This is a genomic window from Stenotrophomonas sp. LMG 10879 (assembly GCF_002750935.1).
GTDB lineage: Bacteria > Pseudomonadota > Gammaproteobacteria > Xanthomonadales > Xanthomonadaceae > Stenotrophomonas > Stenotrophomonas lactitubi_B.
This window is the reverse complement of the sequence record NZ_PEJT01000015.1, coordinates 37838-54552: the sequence shown is the minus strand read 5'-3', so window position 1 is coordinate 54552 and position 16715 is coordinate 37838. Positions and strand designations below refer to the sequence as shown.

Below are 16715 nucleotides of genomic sequence, written 5' to 3'. Positions count from 1 at the left end.
GCCCGGCGGATCCCAGGACCGTGCTGCGCGCTCGCCGGGCGTGGCCCGGCGCTACCGTTTCAACTGGCGCTTCAGCGTGGCATCCAGGGTGATCGGCCGGTCCCAGTGCTCGTAACTGGCGACGATGGCGTGGCGCACGGCGCGGTAATGCAGGTTCTGCGGCTTGGCCGGCATCCGCTTCACCACCTCGGCCCAGCCGCCCTCGGGGTCCTGGCTGAAGGCGCGCACGCTGTCGCGGCAGGTCTGGCCACTGGCCTTGGCCCAGAAACAGGCGAAGTAGATGTCGCCGGCCTGCCACTGGTGGGTGGTGGCCAGCGCGGCGATGTAGCCGCGCGGTACACCGGCATAGCGCGATACCTCGTCGAGGAAGGCATCGGGGTAGCGCTCGGCGTAATGGTTGATGTCGGCCAGCTGGGTGTCGACCCAGGTGTCGCCGGTATCCACCTCGTAGGTCGCCGAACGTTCGGCGGTCTGCTGGGCCAGCACGATGGCCGGCGCCAGCAGCAGGGACAACAGCAGCGCGCGCAGTGGCAGTTTCATGACCCGATTCTGCCGCAGCCGCCGCGCCGTGTCAGGCCGCGGCAGCGGCCTTGGCCTCGATCGTCGCCAGCGCGGCCGGCCAGTCCCAGGCGGTATCGGCGTTGACCATGCGCGGTTCGTCGTCGGCCACGCCGTGCTGGGTCTCGTGCGCCCAGGTCACCGCGTACGGGGTATGGATGCCCCAGCCGCCGAGGGTGATCACCGGTTCGATATCCGAGCGCAGCGAATTGCCGACCATCACGAACTGCTGCATCGGCAGGTCGAATTCGGCCAGCACGCGGGCATAGGTTTCCGGGTCCTTCTCGGACACGATCTCGATGCGTGGGAACAGGTCCGCCAGCGCCGCCACCTTGATCTTGGCTTCCTGATGGAACAGGTCGCCCTTGGTGATCAGCACCACCGGGTACTGCGCGGCGATGGCCGCCACCGACTCGCGTACGCCGTCGATCAGTTCGACCGGATGGCGCAGGGTGTCGTGGCCGATGTCGAGGATGCGCTGGATGTCCTTGGCCTCGATACGCTGCGAGGTGATCTCGATGGCCGCTTCGATCATCGACAGCGTCATGCTCTTCACCCCGTAGCCGAACACGCCGAGGTGGCGCTGCTGCACTTCCAGCAGGTGGCGGGCGGTCTGGGTGTCATGGACGTCGATGTAGCGCGACAGCAGGTCCAGGTAATCCTGCTCGGCCTTGCGGTAGTAGTCCTCGCTCTTCCACAGCGTGTCGTCACCGTCAAAACCGACCAGGCCGATGGCGCGCGAAGGCGCAGGCGTGGAGGTGTTCATCGCCCTAGGATACAGGCGCTGAGATGACGAAAAAAACCCGGGTGGCCGAAGCCACCCGGGTTGCCCATGCACCGGTTGTCCCGAATTCAACCGTGGATCAGCGGCCCTGGCCTGCGGCCGTGCCAGCCGCGCCGGCACCGGCCTGCTGGGCGGCCACGTAGGCCTTGTACTCGTCGGCGCTCAACTGGCCGTCCTTGTTGGCATCGGCCTGGTCGAACACCTGGGCAAGGCCCGCATTCACCTGTGCTTCGCTCTTGCTGATGGTGCCGTTGCCATCGGTATCGATGCTGGCCCAGGTCTGGCCACCGCCATTGGCCTGCGCCGACGCTGCTGCGGCCGCATCGGTCGCCTGGTCGGCCGCCTGGCCTGCCTGTGCCGCCGCCTGCTGGGCCTGCGCCGCTTCGTTTTGTGCATGCGCGGCCTGCTGCTTGGCCGACTGCGCCATCGCCGGGATGGCCAACACGCTGCCGGCGGCGACGATCAGGGCGATCAGGGGCTTGCGGTTGCGAATAGTCATCTGGGGTGTCTCCTGAAGGGTGGTAGTGCGCGGTCGTTGTTTCCGCACGGCACCTACCCTGCCACCGCGTTTCTGAATCGATTTTGCGCGGCGATCGCCGCGAACACACATGGTTAACCACCCACGCAGACGCATGCGTTAGCGCGGTGGTTAGTGCGAAGTGAGCAGGGAGTAAGACGAGCATTCAGCGCTACCGGATTTAACCGGCAGCGAACGAAAAACCTGCGTCAGTCGACGGTTTTTTCCGATGACCGCGAACTGAACAACACCCATCCCAATGCAACACCGGAAAGCGCGCCGGCGATCTCCAGCACCACGCGGCTGCCCAGTTCGTTCGGATCGTGGATGGTGGACAGGAACAGGCGCGCATACAGCGGCGACTCCAGCCGCACGATGCCCATGTAGAACAGCTTCCAGGCGTCGATGCCGGCGGAGATGATCACCGCGATGACGCACGACCAGCCGATCGCATGGCCCACGGTCCAGTGCAGCAGGCGGCACAGGTGGTGCCACAGGAAGTACACCAACAGGCCGACCAGCAGGGCGATGAGGCCCGCTTCAAGCGTACCGAGCAGGCCGAAATGCAGGGGAAGGTTCATCGGGCGGGGACGCAGGAGAAGGCGGCCAGTGTAAGGGGTAAGTGTATAGGCAGGGCTGCGCCCTGCACCTGCAGAGGCCACTGCGCAAGCAACAGCAACAGCGGCATTCCGTGGGATGGCGGGACGGTGTGGGCATGCAGGACACGCCGTGAACCCATCCATGGGGGCTCGATGGCGCCATCCATGGCGCCAACGGTCCTGCATGCCCACACCGCCCCACCCTCGACAGTTTCCCGACAACGGTTGGTAGATCCACGCCATGCGTGGATGAATCTCCATCGAAATCGAATATCTCGACAATTGATCGAAGAGCATCCACGCATGGCGTGGATCTACCTGTCGACCAAGGTCGACACCCACCGAGCGCAGGCCATGCCATTCCGACAGATCGCGGAAATCCGTCGAAGGCGGGGTGGGTCCGGTTGCGGGGGTGTCCGCGGCATGGATGCCGCGGCCAAGCCTACAGGGACGTATTTACGGCGTCCCCCGCAACCGGAACCACCCCGCCATCCCACGGAATGCCAGCTTCTGCTGTTGCTGTTGCTTCTGCTGTTGCTCGCGCAGTGGCCTCTGCAGGTGCAGGGCGCAGCCCTGCCGACACCCCCTACCGCACTGGCACGTCGTAGGCGGTACCCGCATCCGGCTCGGGCTGCAGCGTGTAGTGCCACCACTCCTGCGCATAGTTGGCGAAACCACGTCGTGCCATCGCCTGCACCAGCTGTTGGCGGTTGGCGTTCTGTGCATCACTCAAGCCCGGCGTCTGCGTATGCGCGCGTAGGCCGAAGAAATCGAAGTCGGTGCCCATGTCCATCGGCGTGCAGCGCCCGCTGCGGCAATCCAGCAGGCCCAGATCCACGGTGGCACCGCGGCTGTGGCCGGAACGCTCGGCGATGTAGCCGTCGCTCAGCAGCTGCGGCTTGTCCAGATCCGGATACTGCAGCGCCTTGCGCGACTGTTCCTGCGGATCGTTCACCCAGGCCATGAACGCCTGCACCGCGCGCACCGGGCGATAGCAGTCGTAGAGGCGCAACGCGAAGCCCTGCGTGCGCAGGTCCGCCTCCACAGCGGCCAACGCCTTTGCCACCGGCGCCAGCAGATAGCATGCAGGCGCCTCATAACCGGGCACGGGCGCAGCGGTGAAGTTGTTGCCACCGGCATAGCGGATGTCCATCTCGATGCGCGGCGACAGCGTGCGGATATCCACCAGCCCCGCCGCGGTGGCGTCGGTGGCGGGGGAGATGCGTGGTGGCTCAGTGGCGTGGGCCGCCGGTGTCAGCGCAATCGCCAGTACGAGTGAAATGGAGGTCCTGGAAGTCATAGCTGAAGTCGATCTCCGAATCGATGGCGCGCAGCTCCAGCGTCGGCGTGTCTGCGCCGGGATTCAGCCACGCCTGCGCCGAGGGCTCCAGCGTATCCCACTGCAACAGCCAGCGACCTTCCAGCCGCTTCACTGTTGCCTGCAGCGTGGGCGACTTGTCCACGCTGAAGCGCAGGCCATTACTGGTGGGGCATAGCGAGGCGGGGCCAAGCCAGGGATCGCGATAACGCCCCTGCCACTGCGACAGATCGGTGGCGGCAGCCGGTTGCGCAGCCCGGGTGGACGGCGCACGACTGCCCGTGGCGGCACGCACGGCTCGATCGGCGGCCAGCTCGGCCAGGTAGTACCCGACATGTTGCGCGTCTTCCGGCGCGGTGAACTGTTTCAGCGTCGACTGCATCAGCGCGGTACGCGCGTCTTCGGCCTCGCCGTTGATCAGCATCACCACACCGACCTTGCGATCCGGCAGCAGCGCCAGCGAGGAATACATGCCCGACAGTGTCCCGGTGTGCGCGACCTTCCAGTGCCCGTCCATGTCCGACACCCGCCAGCCCAGCCCATAACCGTAGAAACGGGCGTTGTCCCAGTCGCGTTGGCGTTCGCCCAACGGCATCGGCATGTGCAGTGTCCACAGCATGCGGCGTTGCTCGGCACCCAACCACGTCGGCGCCAGCGACGGGTCCAGCAGCACCTGCATCCAGCGCGTCATGTCGCGCAGCGAACAACGGATGCCACCAGCCGCCATCGACGTCAGGTCGGGGCTGAGCGTTCCATCCGCACCGACCACCACATTGCGGCCGTCGCGCCGCACATGCGGTTGGGCGACATTGCCGACCTGCTCCACCGACCATGCGCCCACCTGGCAGCGGGTCAGCCCCAGCGGTTCAAACATCTGCTCGCGCATCAGCTGGTCATACGGCTTGCCACCGGCGGCCGCGGCCACCTCGCCGGCAACGACGTACATCAGGTTGTCGTAGGCGTAGCCGCTGCGGAAGCTGGTGACCGGCTTCAGGTGTGCCAGCCCGGCGATGACGTCGCTGCGGGTGAAGGCATTGGGCTCGGGCCACAGCATCAGGTCGCCGGCACCCAGGCCGAGGCCGCTGTTGTGGATCAGCAGATCGCGTACCTGCAGGTGTTCGCCCACCCACGGGTCATGCATGCGGAACGCCGTCAGATGACGCTGCACCGGATCATCCCAATGCAGCTTTCCCTGCTCCACCAGCGTAGCCAGCAGCGCGGCGGTCATCGCCTTGCTGTTGGAGGCGATCTTGAACAGCGTGTCCTCGTCGATGCGGCCGCCGTCACCGCGCACTCCTTCGGTGTGGCGATAGACCACCTGGCCATCCTCGACCACTGCCATCGCCATCCCCGGCAGGTGCTCGTGCTGGACCACGAAGGCGATGTCGGCGTCCAGGCGTGCCGTATCCACGGCCCCTGCAGGGGCGGCGGCAAGCAGCACGGCTAAGGTCAGCAGGCGATACACGGTCGGTCTCCATCGGCAGCGCCGGGCAACGCCCGGCACTGCGCATCCTCATCGATCAGAAGTTCCAGGTCACCACCAGCTGGGTGTAGCGCGGGGCCTGCCAACGGGTACCGGTGGCGAAGGTGTTCTCGCGGTACTGGCCAGGCTGCGCTTCGTAACGCTGATGCACGTTGATGGTCTTCTGGTTGTTGAAGATGTTGTACACCGACAGTCGGGCACTCAGGTCGATGCCCTCCACCGGCAGACGCCAGGTCACGTTCGCCCCCATGGTCCAGGTCCACGGCAGGCGACCGAAGGCACCACGCGGGCTGTATTCGAACTGGCGCTTGTCATACGGGCCGGAGCAGTTGGCCACGCACAGCCAGCCGGTGCCACCACCACTGCCTTCACTGGACGTGCTGCCACCGGCGATCGAATCGTTCGGCCACATCACGCCATAGGCGGTGATCGGGCCGCCGGACTGCACCTGCAACGTGGTGCCGAACGACCACTGCTTGTTCAGTGCATACGCAGCACGCAGCTTGAACTGGTGACGGAAGTCGTTGAACAGCACGCCATAACGTTCGTTGGTGGCCGGGTGATCCCAGAACTGGACCATGCCGGTGTCGCCGTAGTTGGTATCGGAGTTCACCGGCCCTTCGAAATTGCCCTCGCTCTTGGACCACAGGTAGGACGCGTTGAGCATCCACTTCTCGTCCCACGCGCGGTCGATCTGGAACTCAAGCGCCTTGTAGGTACGCTTCGGCTTGGAATAACCGATCACCTCGCCGCTGCCACCCTTGCGATAGCCGCTGTTGGCGGTATCGATGGTGATCCAGCCTTCGTTGGCGCAGCCGATGCTCTTGTCGCCCCAGATGGTCAGGCTCTCGCCCGGGTTTGCGATCGGCCACAACGTGCTCGGCGTCGGTCCGCAGGGGGTGTAATTGATGCGGATGTCATCCAGTGCGCGGGTCATGCGCCGGTAGGTGGCATTGACGCCCCACGACCAGGCCTGGTTGATCATGTTCTGGAAGCCGAGGATGTACTCGTCCTGGTAGACCGCCTTCAGATCCTTGTCCACGCTCTGCCGCAGGTCGGCACCACCGGTGTTCATGCGGGTGTCGGTCGGCCCGATCTGCTGGCCGATGACCGGTGCCATGTACGCCGAACCGGTGGGCGAGGTTTTCCGTTCCCAGCCCTCAAGCACGTAGTAGCTGTACTCGTCGGTCAGGCCGCCGGCGAAGTTGACGTTGATGTTGTTGGTCACCGGCAGGTAGTAACGGCCCGCGTTGCCGAACAGCTTGGTGCTGCCATCGCCCTTCATGTCCCACGAGAAGCCCACGCGCGGCGCGATCAGATCGTCCATCTTGATGAACGCCTTGCCGGCGGCGGTGCGGTTTTCGAAGCGGTCCCAGCGCACGCCCAGGTTCAGCATCAGGTTGGGGGTGATGTTCCAGATGTCTTCCAGATAGAAGGCATTGGCTTCGGTCTCGAACTTGCCGCCGGATTGCCGGTTGCGCGCGCGCAGCATCTCGGTGACACCGGCCGGTACGTAGGCATTGGCACCGTCCCACACTTCATCCCCGGGACGCGCCACGTACGCGGTGTAGCTCAAGGCGGTCGGCCCGGGATAACGGGTGGTCTGGTCGGTGGTCATCAGCTCGCGGTCGACGCCGAAGCGCAGCAGGTGATCCCCCAGCTGCCATTCGAAGTCCAGGCGCGCCACGTCGCGCGTGTCATCACGTTCGGCCACGGCCGTGCCGGTCGGATGGCAGCCGGCGCGCAGGCCCTGCAGCTTGGACAGACGGGTGCCATAGGTGCTGTCGGTGAACACCGGGCTGCAGGCCTGGTCCAGCGACGAGTTGGTGAACGCGCGCTGGTTGTTCTGGCCGACCATCGCGCGGGCGGTGAAGTTCTGTCCGAAGTGGCCGGTGTAGGTGGCTGACCAGTTCTTGCCGCCAGTCTCGGTGATCGAATCACCGCCCCAGTCGCCAAGGCGGTTGTCATCCCAGTCGTAAGCATAGGACGCGTTGGTGACATCGCCCTCATCGGAGAACGCCAGCAGCGCCAGGCTGTGGTTGTCATTGATGTTCCAGTCCAGCTTGGTGCCCCAGAACCCATTGCCGGACTTGTTCTTGAACCAGGTGCTGCCATCGGACGAGGTGTTGTGGCCGCGGTCGTTGCGGTCCTCGTACATGGCGAACAGGAACAGCTTGTCCTTGATGATCGGCCCAGAGCCCCAGACGTTGGTTTTCAGGAACGAGTTGTTGTCGCGGCTGCCGTAGGAATGCGGCGTACCGTCGCGATGGAAGTGGTCGCCGCCGCTGGAGCGCCCCGCGCTGGGCTCGGCAGTGACTTCCACACCGCCCTTGAACTCGTTGCTGCCCGAGCGGGTGACCGCATTGATCACGCCGCCGGTGGAACGGCCAAACTCGACCGAGTAGCCGCCGGTCTTGACCTGGAATTCATTGAAGAACGCGAACGGTGCCGTGCTGAAGCCGCGTCGCGTGTACATGTCGGTGACGTTGAGGCCGTTGATGAAGACCGCGTTCTCGGCCACCGAGGAACCAGCGAAGGACAGGCCGCCGAACGACGAGTTACCGCCGACCACGCCCGGTGCCATCAACGCGACAGCGGACAGGTCCTGTGCCACCGGCAGCCGGGAAATCTCCTGGCGGTTGATGTTGAATGAGGTCTCGGTGGAATAGACGTCCACCCGGTTGATCACGCGGGTACCGACCACCTGCAGTGCATCGAGGTTGGTGACGCCGCCACCACTGGCCAGGTTGACGGTCGTGGTGCCACCGACAGCGACGCTGACCGCCACCTGTTCGCCCAGCGTCTGCCCATCGCGGCTGAGCTGCAGCCGGTAGTCACCCACCGGCAGCTGGCCGAGGCGGTAGCTGCCATCGGCACCGACGGTGACCGTCCGGGTCAGACCGGTGCCGGCATTGACGACGGTGATCTGGTCGCCCGCGGTCGCGCGGCCGGCAACGGCACCCGACACGTTCTGGGCCATGGCCGTGGTGGGCAGCATGATGCCAAGGCACGTCCCGAGGGCGACGCACAAGGCCGCCCGCTTGATATTGTAAGCCTTCATCCCCTGCTCTCTCCTGCAAGAATTGAATGGTGGTGGGGTGGTGTGTCGCGCTAGCGTTGCCCGGCTGGCAGTACCCGCCACTGGAAGTCATAGCTCCATTGGTCGAAGTACAGGTTGCCGCCTGACCACTCGGCCTCGCCGCGCTGCGAGTCGACCGTTTCCGAGCGGTAGTGCTGTTTGGCCGGCACGAAGGCCTGGCCGAAATCGTCGTTGAACGCGATGCGGTAGCCATCGAGGCCACCGAGGTAGAAATCACGCAGCGCGGGCGTGTCGCTGGCCAGCGCACCGGTGGTCACATCCATCGGCAGCCAGCCATACGGCGCCAGATAGACCTGGCCCCAGTCGTGCAGGTTGTTGTAGCCGCTGCCATCGTCGGAAAACACCATGCCCGACTGCCAGCGCGCGGGAATGCCGTTCATGCGCAGCAGGGCGATCAGCAGCAGGGTCTGCTGCCCGCAATCGGCGTGGCCGGCACGCAGCGCGTAGTCGCTGATGTTGCTGATCGTCGAGTACTCACGCGCCCCTGCCCACGGAATGCGGTCGACCGCCGCGAACAGCCTGCGTACCACTTCATACGGGCGTGTCTCGCCCTGCAGCACCTGGTCGGAGAACAGCCTCAACGCTGGGGTGAAGCGTACGTGCGGCAGCTGCTCGGCCAGATAGGGCTTCAATGCGGGATCATTCGCCGTCGCCGGCACCTTGGTCGCGTCGATTGCCGTGTGACGCGCGAAGATCGTCACCGCGTAGCGGATTTCAAAGCGCGTCGGCTGGCCAGCCACGGCCTTGGCTTCCAGATAGGCGGTTCGCTGCTGCGTGCTGGCCGGGGCGATACGCGCCTTGCCCGGCGAACTGGCAACCCACTGCACGCGCTCCTGCTGGCCGGGAATCTCGCGCGGGTACGGAATCCATGCGCGCACGGTTTCGCCTGCCGGCACTGCGTCCGCTTTCACCGTCAACGACTGGGTGAATTCGATTCGCTGTGGTAGCACGGAAGCGTTGCCGCTCTGTTCGGCGGCAGCAACCACACGCACGTGGTGTGCATTGAGCACTTCATTCGGGCCGGGCGGTGGCATCGGTGCATCTGCCCGACGACGCGCACGCGCCTCGTCGCTGAGCAGGAACAGGTTCGACGGTGCGCGCTTGAAGTACCAGCGTGTGCCGTCGATATCGTAGTGCTCGATCAGCCCCTGCTGGTCCCAGCGCGCGAACTCCTCGTCGGTCAGGTCGGGAATCCAGCGGCGAACGGCGGCCTTGGCTGCGGCTTCGTCGAGGCTGAAATCCATCTTGATGCGGCGCATGCGCTCGTACTGGAAGTCGGCGGGTGCGGGCACGCCGTCTGCGGCGAACGTCGCATCGACATCCCTGAAGCGACCGCTGTCGACCAGATCGATCAGCTGCGTTTCCCGCTCACGATCGACGGCACTGCGCTGATCCGCGGCCGGTGCCGCCCACGCCCACAGCAGCAGCGCGGCACCAAGGCCGGCAGCGGCAGGCAGAGACGGTTTGCGAACGGCAGGATCCACAGCGACACTTCCCAAGCGCGGGTGGTAACGGCTGTGTAACACGGGCCGGAGGACCGGTCAATAATTTATTCTTGCTTTCGCGGCCGAAAGGAATAAATATTCCAACAAGCTTTCGAGGAGGGTGTGCAGCGCATGATCCTGGCTTCCCGCGAACCGCGTCGGCACTGGCCGCGCAGGTTGACCCTGGCGCTGGCCCTGGGCCTGCTGGCCGTACCGGCCTTTACCCAGGCGGCCACGCCTGCACCCGACCCCGGCGCACCGCTGCCCTACGTGATCGGCCTGCATGAGGCCTACCTCACCCCGGATTACTGGGCGGCACGCCTGGACAACGCCGACGCACCGATCCTGGACCGCGCGCAGATCAATGCGCAGAACGCGCGGATGCGCGCCCAGGACAACCACATCCAGGACATCGCCACGCTGCCCGCACAGCTCAGCGCCACGCAGGTGCGCGACAGCATCGGCGCGCTTTCGAGCTGGCCCAAGCGGGCGCTGTATGACGAGAAGGGCCAGGCCATCGCCCCCGGCCTGCGCACCGCAATCGAAGGCAACCTCGGCCTCGACGCCGTTCCTGCGCAGGTTGCACCGTCGTACGGGTTGGTGGTGAAGCGTGCCGCGCTGCGTACCTTCCCGACCCGCCAGCGTGTTTTCAGCACCGCCGGCGATACCGATATCGACCGCTTCCAGGAGTCGGCACTGTTCCCCGGTGACAAGGTTGCCGTGGTCCACCGCAGTGCCGATGGCCGCTGGCTGTTCGTGCACAGCGAGCGCTACAGCGCCTGGATCGAAGCCGATGCCGTGGCCAGTGGTGACAAGGCCACGGTGCTCGGCTACGGCGCGAAGGGCCCGTACCGCATCGTCACCGGTGCCACCGCGCACACCGCCTACACCCCCGAAGAACCGCGCGTATCGCGCCTGCAGCTGGACATGGGCGTGCGCCTGCCGGTGCTGGCCGACTGGCCAGCCGCCGAACCGGTGAACGGCCAGCAGGCACACGCCTCGTGGGTGGTGCAGCTGCCGGTGCGCGAGGCCGATGGCCGCCTGCGCCTGGTGCCGGCATTGCTGCCGCGCTCGCAGGACACCGCCGCCGACTACCTGCCGCTGACCCCGCGCCTGCTGCTGCAGCAGTCGTTCAAGTTCCTCGGCGAGCGCTACGGCTGGGGCCACGACTACGACACCCGCGACTGCAGTGGGTTCGTATCGGAGATCTACCGCAGCTTCGGCGTACTGTTGCCGCGCAATACCAGCGCACAGGCGATCAGCCCGGCGCTGGACCGCCTGCCGTTCACCCCCAAGGACAGCAAGGCCGTACGCGACCGCGCCGTCACCGATCTGCAGGTGGGCGATCTGGTCTACATCCCCGGTCACGTGATGATGGCCATCGGCCACGTCGACGGCCGCACCTGGGTGATCCACGATACTGCGGGCGGCAGCTGGTTCGGCGCCGACGGCAAGCGTGTGCAGGCCCATCTCAATGGCGTATCGGTCACGCCGCTGGAGCCGATGATGGCCAGCGACAGCGTCCGCTACATCGACCGCATCACCAACATCCAACGCCTGCGTGCCAAGAATCCCTGAATGAAGATCACTGCCATCGAACTGGGCATGCTGCGCGTGCCGCTGAAAACACCGTTCAAGACCGCGCTGCGCACCGTGGAGACCGTGGAAGACGTGGTGGTGCTGATCCGCACCGATACCGGCCACACCGGCTACGGCGAGGCGCCGGCCACCGCAGTCATCACCGGTGACACGCACGGCTCGATCATCGAAGCGATCCGCCACTTCATCGCCCCGCGCCTGATCGGCCAGGAGGTGGTCAACCTCAACCGCCTGTGCACGCTGGTGCAGACCGCGATGGAGCGCAACACCAGCGCCAAGGCAGCGGTGGAAATCGCGCTCTACGATCTGTGGGCGCAGCTGCATGGCGCACCGCTGTACCAGATGCTGGGTGGCGGCGACCCGGTGATCACCACCGACATCACCATCAGCGTGGACTACATCGACAAGATGGTGGCCGATTCGCTGTCGGCGATCGAACGCGGCTTCGAGTCGCTGAAGATCAAGGTCGGCAAGGACATCGGCGTGGACATCGAGCGGGTCAAGGCGATCCATGCCGCCGTGGAGGGCCGAGCCCTGCTGCGCCTGGACGCCAACCAGGGCTGGACCGCCAAGCAGGCCGTGCATGCGATGCGCACCCTGGAAGACGCCGGCGTGGTGCTGGAACTGCTGGAACAACCGGTGAAAGCGGCCGACATCATTGGCCTGAAGTATGTCACCGACCGCGTCAACACGCCGGTGATGGCCGACGAAAGCGTGTTCAGTCCCAGCCAGGTGATGGACCTGATCCAGCAACGCGCCGCCGACATCATCAACATCAAGCTGATGAAGACCGGCGGTTTGTCCAATGCGATCCGCATTGCCGACATCGCCGGCATCTACGGCGTGCCGTGCATGATCGGCTGCATGATCGAGTCGAGCATCAGCGTCGCCGCGGCAGTGCATCTGGCGGTAGCCAAGAGCGATGTGATCACCAAGGTCGATCTGGATGGCCCGTCGCTGGGGCAGTTCGATCCGGTCAGCGGCGGCGTGCGCTTCAACGAGTCGGAGATCAGCATCAGCGATGTGCCGGGGCTGGGTATCACCGAAGTGCGGGGGCTGGAGATGCTCGGTTGAGCCGATCAGTCGAGCATGGCTCGACTCTACTGGGGCCGCGCCACGGTAGATCCACGCCATGCGTGGATGTCCTTGCTCCCGCTTTTGCCCCACTCCGTACATCCTTCGCGGCTGGCACCCGCCCGACCCAACCCATGACACGCTCTACGCGACCAACCGCAACGCGCCTACACATGCCCGGACACCCCGCATGCCGCCCCTGCTGAAAATCCGCACCGAGCGCGGGCAGATGTCGGCCATCGAACGCCGCATCGCCGACTTCATCCTCGACAACGCCCACCTGCTGCGCGATTACTCCTCGCAGCAGCTGGCCAGTGCCCTGGGCATCAGCCAGTCCAGCGTGGTCAAGTTCAGCCAGAAGCTCGGCTTCAAGGGCTACCCGGACCTGAAGTATTCCATCGGCGAGGATGTTGCCCGTGCCGGTGCCGACCCGCAGCAGGCGCCGGCCGCACCGGACATCAGCGATGACTACCTGCGCCTGGGCGATGCCCTGCGCCGCAGCAAGGCGCAGGCCGAGGAAGAAACCCGCCAGGCCAACCCGCGCGAGGAGATCGAACGCATCGTGCAGCTGCTCGACGGCACGCCGAAGCTGTTTGTCCACGGCCTCGGTGACGACGGCCTGTACGCCCGTGAATTCGCCATGCGGCTGTCGCTGCTCGGCCTGCTGGTAGTGCCCCATACCGATCCGATCCTGATGCTGGCCAACCTGTCCGCCGCGCGCCCGGGTGATGTGCTGTTGATGTTCTCCGAGTTCGGCAACCTGCCACAGCTGTCGCAGCTGTCGCGCCAGTTCCAGGACATGGGCGGCAAGGTGGTGTCGATCACCCGCCACACCGCCAACCCGCTGCGCGCGCATGCCGATGCGGCGCTGGTGGTGTGCGCGCACGACCGCGCGCCGCAGGTGGCACAGCTGCTGTACCGTAGCGCCATGCATGCCCTGCTCGATTTCCTGTTCGTGCTGCTCTGCCACGCCAATCCGGATCGCCAGCAGCAGCTGGCGGTGAACCTGGAACGGATCGATCACCTGCTGGATTCCTGACCGGAGCGCCCGATGAACCTGTTGCTGGCCCGCCTTGCATCCGCCGCGCTGCTGCTCGCGGCGGCCGTCACTGTCCATGCCGCACCGTTGGATGAGGCACGCCAATTGATCGTCGTCACCAGCGAGAACTGGGACAGCACGCAGGGGCAGCTGCAGGCCTTCGTGCGCGACGGCAAGCAATGGCGCAAGCACGGCCAGGCCTTCCCGGTGGCGCTGGGCCGCACCGGTAGTGCCTGGGGCCTGGGCCTGCATCCTGCCCAGGCCGATGGTCCGCAGAAACAGGAAGGCGACGGCCGCAGTCCGGCCGGTGTGTTCGCGCTGGGCAGCGCGTTCGGTTATGCCGTCACCCGGCCCGGAACGGCGATGACCTACCAGCCGATGAGCAGCACCAGCTACTGCATGGACGTACCGGCATCGCCGTTCTACAACCGCATCGTCGATGCAAAGAAGGTTGGCAGTGCCGCCATCACCGGCTCCACCGAACCGATGCGGCTGGACCTGCACAACAAGGGCGACGTACGTTACCAGGAAGGCTTCGTGATCGCGCACAACCCGGACAACCAGCCCGGCAAGGGCAGCTGCATCTTCGCTCATCTGTGGCGCCAGCCCGGCGAGGCCACCGCTGGCTGTACCGCGATGCCACAGGCGCGCATGCAGGCATTGCTGGACTGGCTGCGCCCGCAGGACACGCCGCGTTTCGTGCTGCTGCCACGCGCCGAATACCAGCGCCTGCAGGCGCAGTGGAAACTGCCCGCGCTTGAAGGAGCCGCACGTTGAGCGCCGCCGACGAACCCCAACTGCAACGCGCGGTCAGCCGCTGGCAGATTGTTGGCCTGTCGATCAACGACGTGGTCGGCAGTGGCATCTACCTGCTGCCGGCGGCTACGGTCGCCCTGCTCGGCCCCTTCAGCCTGTGGGGCGTGGTTGCCGCCGGTATCGTCGTCGCCCTGCTGGTGCTCTGCTACGCGCAGGCAGCCAGCTATTTCGATGAACCCGGTGGCAGCTACCTGTACGCGCGCGAAGCCTTCGGCCGCTTTGCCGGCTTCGAAATCGGCTGGATGATCTGGCTGACCCGCATCAGCTCCGCTGCAGCGCTCAGCAATGCGCTGGCCGACGCCGTAGCGCGGTTCTGGCCGTGGGCAGGCGCAGGCATGGGCCGCATCGCGATCATCGTGGTCTCGCTCGGTTTCCTGACCGGGGTGAACATCATCGGCGTGCGGTCGGCCGCGCGTACCGGCATCGTGCTGGTGATCGGCAAGATGCTGCCGCTGCTGTTGTTCGTGGCCATCGGTGCGTTCTACATCGACCCGCAGCTTGCCTTCTCCGGCCAGCGCCCGGATCCGCACGACCTGCAACGCATGGGTGAGGCGGCGCTGTTGCTGCTGTATGCCTATGCCGGGTTCGAGAACATCCCGGCCGCGGCCGGCGAATACCGCAACCCACGCCGCGACATCCCGTTCGCGCTGATCACCATGATCGTCACCGTCACCGTGATCTACGCGGCGGTGCAGATCGTGGCCCAAGGCACCCTGCCCGGGCTGGCCAGCTCGGCCACGCCGCTGGCCGATGCCGCCTCCAGCTTCGGCGGTGAGGCACTGGCGCTGATCCTCACCGTGGGCGCGACCATCTCCATCCTCGGCACCAACAGCAACACGATGATGATGGGCCCGCGCTTCCTGTTCGCGCTGGCCCGCGATGGCTACGGCCCGAAGGTGCTGGCACAGGTGCACCCGCGCTTCCGCACCCCGGCCGCAGCGATCTTCTGTCAGGGCCTGATCGCCCTCGGCCTGGCGCTGTCCGGGTCGTTCGTGCAGCTGGCACTGTTGTCGATGACCACGCGCCTGTTCGCTTACATCGGTACCGCAGCAGCGGTGCTGGTGTTGGCCAAGCGCTATGCGGACCGCCCCGGTGCGTTGAAGCTGCCCGGTGGCCCGTTGATTCCGGTGCTGGCCCTGCTGTTGTGCGTGGCCCTGTTCGCCAGTGCCAGCTGGCAGAACATCGCCGCGGCGCTGGTCGCCTTCGCGGTTGGCGCGGTCATCTACACGTTGCCGCGCAAGGACGCCAGCGCCGGTTGACCTGCCGATCACGCTGCCGGCCCGATGCGTTAACCGGCCGATGGGCACGATCATGCTTCGTCCACCACGGAGCCTCCTGCCCATGAGCACTGATTACCAGATCCCCGGCCGCGTGCCGGAAGACGGCACCCCGCGCCAGGCTGTTTCGGACTACTGGCGTGATCGCTATACCAGCGAGCCGTATTACGACAACCAGCTGTTCTTCGACGATTACGAGCCGGCGTACCAGATCGGCCACACTGCGCGCGCGCAGGACATGATCCGCGCGTACGAAGAGATCGAAGGCGAGCTGGAGTCGCGATGGGCGAAGGAGCGCGGCAAGAGCCGGCTGGAATGGGCGCAGGCGCGCAGCGCCGTGCGTCGCGGCTGGGAAGAAGCGGTCAACCTGGACCCACGCCGGGACCGCAACGCATAACAGCACGTTGTAGAGCCGAGCCCATGCTCGGCTGAAGCCTCAGCTGTAGAGCCGAGCCATGCTCGGCTGAAGCCTCAGCTGTAGAGCCGAGCCCATGCTCGGCTGAAGCCTCAGCTGTAGAGGCGAGCCCGCTCGGCTGCCGATACACAGCAGCCGAGCGTGGGCTCGGCTCTACCTCCGCCCGTCAGTCCTGTTCCGGCAACGGCGGAATCGACGAAGCGCGCTTGGGCTCGGCCGCATTCGCGGCAATCAGGTCGCGGGTATTCTTCTGCACCGCCACCGCGCCAAACAACGACAGCGCGAACGCCATGCCATAGAAGCCTTTCTCGCTCAGCACCAGGGTGGCGTTCCACAGACCGACCAGCAGCAACAGCAGCGCCGACAGCAGCGCGAACCAGCACAGCGCGTAGTACAGGCCGCTCACCGGAATGCTCTCGACGCGGTCGCGCACACTCTTCTGCAGCGATACCGCCGCAAACAGGCCGAACAGCAGCAGGGTCAGGTAATAGCCCTTTTCGTTCAGCGGCATTTCGGCATTGAACAGGCCTACCAGGTAGGCCACCGCGCCCAGCAGCAGGGCCACCCACGAGGCGGCGATGAAGGCGGGCGAAGGTCGATGGATGAGGGGTGCGTTCATTGCAGATCCTTGGCAGACAGGCGGGCATGCTTT

The 16715-nt window shown here is 65.8% G+C and carries 15 protein-coding genes; 6 read left to right on the top strand and 9 right to left on the bottom strand.

The window, feature by feature from the left end; genetic code table 11:
* Nucleotides 1-51: 51 nt before the first annotated feature.
* The 8 genes from CR919_RS19145 to CR919_RS19110 all read right to left on the bottom strand — a co-directional run bounded on the left by CR919_RS19145 (nucleotide 52) and on the right by CR919_RS19110 (nucleotide 9843).
* Complete coding sequence (locus CR919_RS19145; protein WP_099821364.1) at nucleotides 52-540, bottom strand: hypothetical protein; 489 nt, start codon at nucleotides 538-540, stop codon at nucleotides 52-54.
* A 31-nt stretch (nucleotides 541-571) separates the two neighbouring features.
* The gene (locus tag CR919_RS19140; protein WP_032975604.1) at nucleotides 572-1324 is read right to left on the bottom strand and encodes an HAD family hydrolase; all 753 of its coding nucleotides are present in this window, start codon (nucleotides 1322-1324) and stop codon (nucleotides 572-574) included.
* 97 nt (nucleotides 1325-1421) lie between these two features.
* Nucleotides 1422-1841 (bottom strand): EF-hand domain-containing protein, encoded by a 420-nt coding sequence (locus CR919_RS19135; RefSeq protein WP_099821363.1) that lies wholly within the window; start codon nucleotides 1839-1841, stop codon nucleotides 1422-1424.
* A gap of 227 nt (nucleotides 1842-2068) precedes the next feature.
* A complete protein-coding gene (locus CR919_RS19130; RefSeq protein ID WP_025878234.1) occupies nucleotides 2069-2440 on the bottom strand; it encodes a hypothetical protein in 372 nt (123 codons plus the stop codon).
* Nucleotides 2441-3044: 604 nt separating this feature from the next.
* Entirely contained in the window at nucleotides 3045-3758 is a 714-nt protein-coding gene (locus tag CR919_RS19125; protein ID WP_099821362.1) for a M15 family metallopeptidase, read from the bottom strand.
* Nucleotides 3691-5241, bottom strand: coding sequence for a serine hydrolase domain-containing protein (locus CR919_RS19120; protein WP_099821361.1), 1551 nt, complete (start codon nucleotides 5239-5241; stop codon nucleotides 3691-3693). Before CR919_RS19120 ends, CR919_RS19125 begins: the two co-directional genes overlap by 68 nt.
* A 55-nt stretch (nucleotides 5242-5296) precedes the next feature.
* Nucleotides 5297-8320: a TonB-dependent receptor gene (locus CR919_RS19115; protein WP_099821360.1), complete on the bottom strand. Its 3024-nt coding sequence runs from the start codon at nucleotides 8318-8320 to the stop codon at nucleotides 5297-5299.
* Between the two features lie 50 nt (nucleotides 8321-8370).
* Nucleotides 8371-9843 (bottom strand): transglutaminase-like domain-containing protein, encoded by a 1473-nt coding sequence (locus tag CR919_RS19110; protein WP_099821359.1) that lies wholly within the window; start codon nucleotides 9841-9843, stop codon nucleotides 8371-8373.
* 132 nt (nucleotides 9844-9975) lie between these two features.
* Between CR919_RS19110 and CR919_RS19105 the strand changes: the two genes are divergently transcribed.
* From CR919_RS19105 to CR919_RS19080, 6 genes are all read left to right on the top strand, one after another.
* The gene (locus CR919_RS19105) at nucleotides 9976-11421 is read left to right on the top strand and encodes an SH3 domain-containing protein (RefSeq protein ID WP_099821412.1); all 1446 of its coding nucleotides are present in this window, start codon (nucleotides 9976-9978) and stop codon (nucleotides 11419-11421) included.
* Nucleotides 11422-12516: a dipeptide epimerase gene (locus tag CR919_RS19100; protein ID WP_099821358.1), complete on the top strand. Its 1095-nt coding sequence runs from the start codon at nucleotides 11422-11424 to the stop codon at nucleotides 12514-12516.
* 190 nt (nucleotides 12517-12706) lie between these two features.
* On the top strand, nucleotides 12707-13555 hold the full coding sequence (locus CR919_RS19095) for a MurR/RpiR family transcriptional regulator (RefSeq protein WP_099821357.1): 849 nt from the start codon (nucleotides 12707-12709) through the stop codon (nucleotides 13553-13555).
* Nucleotides 13556-13567: 12 nt separating this feature from the next.
* The gene (locus CR919_RS19090; protein ID WP_099821356.1) at nucleotides 13568-14332 is read left to right on the top strand and encodes a L,D-transpeptidase family protein; all 765 of its coding nucleotides are present in this window, start codon (nucleotides 13568-13570) and stop codon (nucleotides 14330-14332) included.
* On the top strand, nucleotides 14329-15630 hold the full coding sequence (locus CR919_RS19085; RefSeq protein ID WP_099821355.1) for an amino acid permease: 1302 nt from the start codon (nucleotides 14329-14331) through the stop codon (nucleotides 15628-15630). Before CR919_RS19090 ends, CR919_RS19085 begins: the two co-directional genes overlap by 4 nt.
* A gap of 82 nt (nucleotides 15631-15712) precedes the next feature.
* Entirely contained in the window at nucleotides 15713-16045 is a 333-nt protein-coding gene (locus CR919_RS19080; protein ID WP_099821354.1) for a hypothetical protein, read from the top strand.
* 184 nt (nucleotides 16046-16229) lie between these two features.
* Here the strand turns inward: CR919_RS19080 and yiaA are convergent, their stop codons facing one another.
* On the bottom strand, nucleotides 16230-16682 hold the full coding sequence (gene yiaA / locus CR919_RS19075) for an inner membrane protein YiaA (RefSeq protein ID WP_099821353.1): 453 nt from the start codon (nucleotides 16680-16682) through the stop codon (nucleotides 16230-16232).
* Nucleotides 16683-16715 lie beyond the last annotated feature (33 nt).

What these genes read in the sequence shown, in the direction of transcription:
- CR919_RS19145 (WP_099821364.1), bottom strand. Translation starts at nt 540, where the DNA reads ATGAAACTGCCACTGCGCGCGCTGCTGTTGTCCCTGCTGCTGGCGCCG.
- CR919_RS19140 (WP_032975604.1), bottom strand. Translation starts at nt 1,324, where the DNA reads ATGAACACCTCCACGCCTGCGCCTTCGCGCGCCATCGGCCTGGTCGGT.
- CR919_RS19135 (WP_099821363.1), bottom strand. Translation starts at nt 1,841, where the DNA reads ATGACTATTCGCAACCGCAAGCCCCTGATCGCCCTGATCGTCGCCGCC.
- CR919_RS19130 (WP_025878234.1), bottom strand. Translation starts at nt 2,440, where the DNA reads ATGAACCTTCCCCTGCATTTCGGCCTGCTCGGTACGCTTGAAGCGGGC.
- CR919_RS19125 (WP_099821362.1), bottom strand. Translation starts at nt 3,758, where the DNA reads ATGACTTCCAGGACCTCCATTTCACTCGTACTGGCGATTGCGCTGACA.
- CR919_RS19115 (WP_099821360.1), bottom strand. Translation starts at nt 8,320, where the DNA reads ATGAAGGCTTACAATATCAAGCGGGCGGCCTTGTGCGTCGCCCTCGGG.
- CR919_RS19105 (WP_099821412.1), top strand. Translation starts at nt 9,976, where the DNA reads ATGATCCTGGCTTCCCGCGAACCGCGTCGGCACTGGCCGCGCAGGTTG.
- CR919_RS19100 (WP_099821358.1), top strand. Translation starts at nt 11,422, where the DNA reads ATGAAGATCACTGCCATCGAACTGGGCATGCTGCGCGTGCCGCTGAAA.
- CR919_RS19095 (WP_099821357.1), top strand. Translation starts at nt 12,707, where the DNA reads ATGCCGCCCCTGCTGAAAATCCGCACCGAGCGCGGGCAGATGTCGGCC.
- CR919_RS19090 (WP_099821356.1), top strand. Translation starts at nt 13,568, where the DNA reads ATGAACCTGTTGCTGGCCCGCCTTGCATCCGCCGCGCTGCTGCTCGCG.
- CR919_RS19080 (WP_099821354.1), top strand. Translation starts at nt 15,713, where the DNA reads ATGAGCACTGATTACCAGATCCCCGGCCGCGTGCCGGAAGACGGCACC.
- yiaA (WP_099821353.1), bottom strand. Translation starts at nt 16,682, where the DNA reads ATGAACGCACCCCTCATCCATCGACCTTCGCCCGCCTTCATCGCCGCC.